The sequence below is a fragment of the Mesorhizobium sp. M4A.F.Ca.ET.020.02.1.1 genome (assembly GCF_004022645.1).
GTDB lineage: Bacteria > Pseudomonadota > Alphaproteobacteria > Rhizobiales > Rhizobiaceae > Mesorhizobium.
Genome location: NZ_RZOI01000485.1, coordinates 1 through 4,732, shown reverse-complemented (window position 1 = coordinate 4,732; position 4,732 = coordinate 1). Strand labels below are relative to the sequence as shown.

Annotated in this window: 3 protein-coding genes and 1 pseudogene; all 4 read left to right on the top strand. The window is 61.2% G+C overall.

Annotation, left to right across the window (positions count from 1 at the left end; genetic code table 11):
• Positions 1-35 precede the first annotated feature (35 nt).
• The gene (locus EN742_RS24775) at positions 36-737 is read left to right on the top strand and encodes an HlyD family efflux transporter periplasmic adaptor subunit (protein ID WP_245492389.1); all 702 of its coding nucleotides are present in this window, start codon (positions 36-38) and stop codon (positions 735-737) included.
• Positions 738-739: 2 nt separating this feature from the next.
• On the top strand, positions 740-2,887 hold the full coding sequence (locus EN742_RS24770; protein WP_128333398.1) for a peptidase M50: 2,148 nt from the start codon (positions 740-742) through the stop codon (positions 2,885-2,887).
• Between the two features lie 191 nt (positions 2,888-3,078).
• A complete protein-coding gene (locus tag EN742_RS24765; protein ID WP_126056241.1) occupies positions 3,079-3,927 on the top strand; it encodes a SapC family protein in 849 nt (282 codons plus the stop codon).
• Between the two features lie 45 nt (positions 3,928-3,972).
• Positions 3,973-4,732 (top strand): annotated as a pseudogene (locus EN742_RS24760) (prepilin peptidase); the annotation flags it as partial.

The following is a 4,732-nucleotide window of genomic DNA, read 5'->3' as shown; positions in this document are numbered from 1 at the left end:
ATGCGGTAACGGCGCCTGCTGTCATTCGCGGCTCGGTGCAGCGAACAATCGTCGCCCCATTCAGTGGCTATGTTCTGTCGGAATTCGCCAAGGCAGGCGAAACGGTGCGCAAGGATCAACTGCTGGCGCAGCTCGACGATCAGGACCTTAATTTCGAGCGGCTGCGGCTGGTCACCACCAAGGCTCAGAAAGAAACGGAATTTGACCGCGCGCTGGCGCGTGGCGAGCGCGCCGAAAGCCAGATCATCGAGGCCCAGATCAAGCAGGCGGACGCACAGCTGTCGCTGATCGACGAACAACTGCGTCGCACCCGCCTGGTGGCGCCGTTTGACGGATTTATTGTCTCCGGCGACCTGTCGCAATCGGTCGGCGCGGCGGTCGAGCGTGGCCAGGAATTGTTTCACATCGCGCCGCTCGATGCTTACCGCGTGGTGCTGGAAGTCGACGAAAGCGACATCGAAGACATCAAGATCGGCCAGACCGGCCAGTTGCGGGTCAGCGCATTGCCGAGGGAGCCGCTGACGTACAGGATCGAACAGATCACCTCTGTCTCGCGACAGGGCAACGGCCGCAACTCATTCATGGTCGAGGCTTCTCTCGCCGGGTCCCCCGCGCGGCTACGTCCCGGCATGGAGGGCGTCAGCAAGACCCATGTGGATGAACGGCTGCTGTTCTTCGTCCATACCCAGAAGATGATCGACTGGCTGCGCCTGACCCTCTGGCGCTGGGCGGGCTGAGCATGGACAGGAGCTATTTCAGTTCGTCCTGGTATCGCGTCGCGCAATTGAAGCCGCGGCTGCGAAGCCAGGTGAGCATCCACCGCACGATCTTCCGCGGCCAGGTCTGGTATGTGATGCAGGACCGGACCTCGGGCCGTTTTCATCGTTTCACGCCGGAGGCCTATTTCATCATCAGCCTGATGACCGGCCGACGCACCATGCAGGAAGTATGGGACAGCGCCTGCGAACGCCTCGATGAAAAGGTCATCACACAGGACGCGGTGATCCGCCTTTTGGGGCAGCTTCACGCTTCAGATGTGCTGTTCGGTGACATTCCGCCTGACATTGAGGAAATCGCCGACCGCGCCAGCAAGCAGCACAACCGTAAACTTCTGTCGAAATTCGCCAATCCGCTGGCGATTCGCGTCGGGCTGTTCGATCCGGACGAATTCCTGAACGCGACCTATCCGCTGGTGCGGCCGTTCCTGTCCTGGTTTGGCGGCGTCGCCTTCCTGGTGCTGGTTGCCTATTCGATTTTCCTTGCTGCGATGAACTGGCAGGCGCTGACCGGCGACGTGACCGACCGGGTTCTCTCGGCCGAGAATATCGTGCTGATCCTGATTGCCTATCCCTTCATCAAGGCCTTGCATGAACTCGGGCATGCCTATGCCGTCAAGCGCTGGGGCGGCGAAGTGCACGAGATCGGCGTGATGCTGCTCGTGTTCATGCCGGTGCCCTATGTCGATGCGTCGGAGAGCCTTGCATTCCGGGACAAGTGGCAGCGCGCCCTGGTGGGGGCGGCAGGCATTATCGTCGAGGGGCTGTTGGCCTGTCTGGCGTTGATCGTCTGGCTGAACGCCGAGCCCGGACCGGTGCGCGCCTTCGCTTTCAACGTGATGCTCATCGGCGGCATTTCGACCTTGCTGTTCAACGGCAATCCGCTGCTGCGCTTTGACGGTTACTACGTCCTGAGCGACGTTCTCAAGATACCGAACCTTGGTCAGCGCGCGACCAAATATCTCGGCTATGTGGTGCAGCGGTATCTGTTCGGCATCGAAAGCGCCGAAACGCCGGCAACCGCACAAGGCGAAGAGTTCTGGCTTTTCAGCTACGGCGTCGCCGCGTTCTTCTACCGGATCGGCGTCATGGTGGCGATCGTCACACTGGTCAGCCAGCGCTTCTTCGTCGTCGGCATGATGATGGCCGGGTGGGCGCTGGTGCTGATGGTTGGCGTGCCGCTGGCGCGCCAGCTGTGGTTCCTGTTCACGAGCCCATCATTGAGAAGGACGAGGGGGAGGGCCTTCGCCGTCGTTGCAGCCAGCCTGGCGCTGGCAGCCATGCCATTCTTCGTCATCCCGCTGCCCTACGCGACCGCCGCGCAGGGTGTCGTCTGGCTGCCGGGCGACGGAGTCGTCAATGCCGGTGTCGATGGCGTGGTAGCGGAAATTGTCGCGACTCCCGGCGCCCGGATCGAGCGAGGCGCCCCGATCCTGCGGTTGGAAGACCCGTTGCTGGAAGCGCGGACTGTCCTGCTGGATCTGAGGGCCGGGGAGCTTGAGCGCCGCCTCGAGAAGCTTGATCTCTCCAACAAGGTCGACGCCAAAGTGGTGGCCGAAGAGCTGAGGCTCGCACGCGCCGACCTCGTCCTCGCGCGCGACCGTGCCGAAGCGCTGACGGTACGGGCGCAGGCAAGCGGTACTCTGATCATTCCGTCGGCGAAGGATCTCGACGGCAAGTTCGTGCGCCGTGGCGAGACGTTAGCCTATGTGACGCGGTTCGATCAGCCGACACTGCGCGCCGTGATACCAGAAAGCGACGCCGATCTGGTTCGTAACCATACGGCGTTCGTCGACGTGCGCTTCGTCGAAGACCCATGGGTTTCGCATCCCGCAAAGATCATACGCGAGGTGCCTTCGCTGACCGCAACTTTGCCGAACGCCGCATTGAGCAGAGTGGGCGGTGGGGAGTTTTCGCTCGACCCGACCGATCCTTCGCAGAAGCGGGTCCTTGCCAACTTGATGCATCTGGAATTGGCGCTGGCCAATCCAAGCAAGATCGACCGCATCGGCGGGCGCATCTACGTCCGCTTCTTTCACGGCAATGTGCCGCTCTACGAACGTACGTATCGCTGGATCAGGCAGGTGTTCCTGCGGGTCTATCGGGTCTAGTCTTCCATGAACGGAGGTAATAACTTGTAGTTGGAACTAACTCAATTACCTTGGAATCGTGCCAAATGCAGCATTTCACTTTACAATCCGACGCCGCGGTGGTGTGATCAATACTTGGTGTTGAAGTATTAGTGTTCTACATATCGCGGAAACGATAAATTAACCGAGTTTTCCACCTCAAGGAGGGTTTCATGACTGTGCAGCTTCTTTTCTATCAAGACGCCAAACCGGTAACCTCGGACCGTCACAGGGATGTTTCGATCAAGACGGGTCACTCCTACGCCTTCGCCCGCAATGTGAACTCGGTACCGGTGACGGCTGTCGAATTCGCGCAGGCAGCGGCGGAGTATCCGATCGTTTTCGCGGGCACCGAACAGTCGATCATGCCGGCGGTCATTCTTGGCGTGAAGCAGACCGAAAACCTTTATGTCGACGATGCCGGCAACTGGAGCGGCAAATATGTTCCGGCTTTCGTGCGCCGCTATCCCTTCGTTTTCTCCTCCGATGCCAGCGGCCGGACATTCATCCTCAACATCGACGAGAGCTTTGAAGGCATCAACCGCGAGGGCCGCGGCGAGCGCCTGTTCGACGCCGACGGACAGCAGACGCGCTACCTGAAAGAGGTGCTCGGCTTCCTTCAGGATTATCAGTCGCGCTTTCAGCGCACCAAGCGATATTGCGATCTTCTGAAGTCTCTCGGGCTGCTGCAGCCGATGCAGGCGCAGTTCAATTTGAACAGTGGCGAGCGCCGTTCGCTGGCCGGCTTCATGACGGTCGACCGCCAGAAGCTGAAGGCGATCGATGCCGCCGACCTGCAAACGATGTTCGGAAATGACGAATTGGAGTGCACCTACCTTCACCTCCACTCCTTGCGGCACTTCGCCAACATGCTGGAGCGGATGCCAGCCTCCGGCCCGGATGTCGAGGACACGTCGGAACCGGCACCAGAAGCGACTTCTGCCAAGGCGAAACGGGAAACCGGCAAATCGGCGGCGCGCAAGGGTGGCGACGAAGCGGACATGAGGCTGGAGCAGGCTTAACAAAGTGACGACCGAGATGTCACCCGAGCGTAGAAGGACGGGAGCTTGACGGCGGCTGGGCAAACGGCCGGCGTCCTGCTTCCGGCCCTTGATCTCGGCGCCGAGCGGGAAGACCCGGCGCCGAAATTCCTCGACTGGCTGGACCAGTGGCTGGTTGGCGTGGCCTCGCCGTTGCGGGAGCGGGCAAGGCTGCGGCGGATGTATCGCGCGCTGCCTCGCATCGAGGCACTCGGACGTGATTATGCGGGCATAGCCGAAGTCGAGCTTGTCGAGCGGGTCGCGGCGTTCCGCCCAGTGATGCGCCGTGGCGGCCTGACCCAGACGAACATCGAACGATGCTTCGCGATCGTGCGCGAGATATCATGGCGCAAGCTCGGGCTGCGCCACCACAACGTTCAAATTCTTGGCGGCCTCGCAATGCTTGACGGGCGGGTGGCGGAGATGGCCACCGGCGAGGGAAAGACAATCACCGCCGGTCTCGCCGCATCGGCCGCGGCGCTGGCGGGCACGCCGGTTCACATCATAACCGTGAACGACTATCTGGCGGCACGCGACCTTGCGACGCTCAAGCCTGTCTATGACTTTCTTGGCCTGACCACGGGCCTGATCCAGAGCGGCGACCGGGCAGGGCGACCGCAAGTCTATGCGTCGGACATTGTCTATGCGAGCAACAAGGAAGTTGCGTTCGATTACCTGCGCGATCGCATGGCGCTTGGCCAAAGGACCGGGCTGCTGCACCGCAAGCTCAGCGGCTTCGGCCAAGCCGGCAGTGCGAATTCGCAAACAGTCATGCGCGGTCTGCACC

Excerpts from the sequence above, each read along its gene's own strand:
- EN742_RS24770 (WP_128333398.1), top strand. The coding sequence starts at position 740 with ATGGACAGGAGCTATTTCAGTTCGTCCTGGTATCGCGTCGCGCAATTG.
- EN742_RS24765 (WP_126056241.1), top strand. The coding sequence starts at position 3,079 with ATGACTGTGCAGCTTCTTTTCTATCAAGACGCCAAACCGGTAACCTCG.